Origin of the sequence: Mesorhizobium sp. M7A.F.Ca.MR.362.00.0.0, from assembly GCF_004023175.1 — a bacterium.
GTDB lineage: Bacteria > Pseudomonadota > Alphaproteobacteria > Rhizobiales > Rhizobiaceae > Mesorhizobium.
Window position 1 is genome coordinate 1 of record NZ_RZTF01001045.1, and the last position, 262, is coordinate 262.

Here is a 262-nt window from a genome sequence, read left to right on the forward strand (position 1 = left end):
GGCAAGCGCGGGCCCATCGGCAAAGAACAGCGCGTCGAATTTGCTCGCCTCGGCCTTTTTCGCCAGTTCCTGATAATAGGCGATATCCAGCACTCTCTCAGGGGCGGAATCCTTGTAGCGCCAGCCGGCTTCATGATGGCCGCCAGGATAGATGAAAAGGTTGAGGTTCAACTGTCGTTTTTCGGCGGGCATAGTTCGTCCTCCTGGGTGGTGATGCTGAGCGACAGGTCTTGGGGGGCCGTTCAGACGGGCAACACAGGCT

At 58.4% G+C, this 262-nt stretch carries 1 pseudogene; it reads right to left on the reverse strand.

The annotated features are described in order from the left end of the window. Positions 1 to 192: pseudogene (locus EOC06_RS39055) on the reverse strand (LLM class flavin-dependent oxidoreductase); the annotation flags it as partial. Positions 193 to 262: the final 70 nt, after the last annotated feature.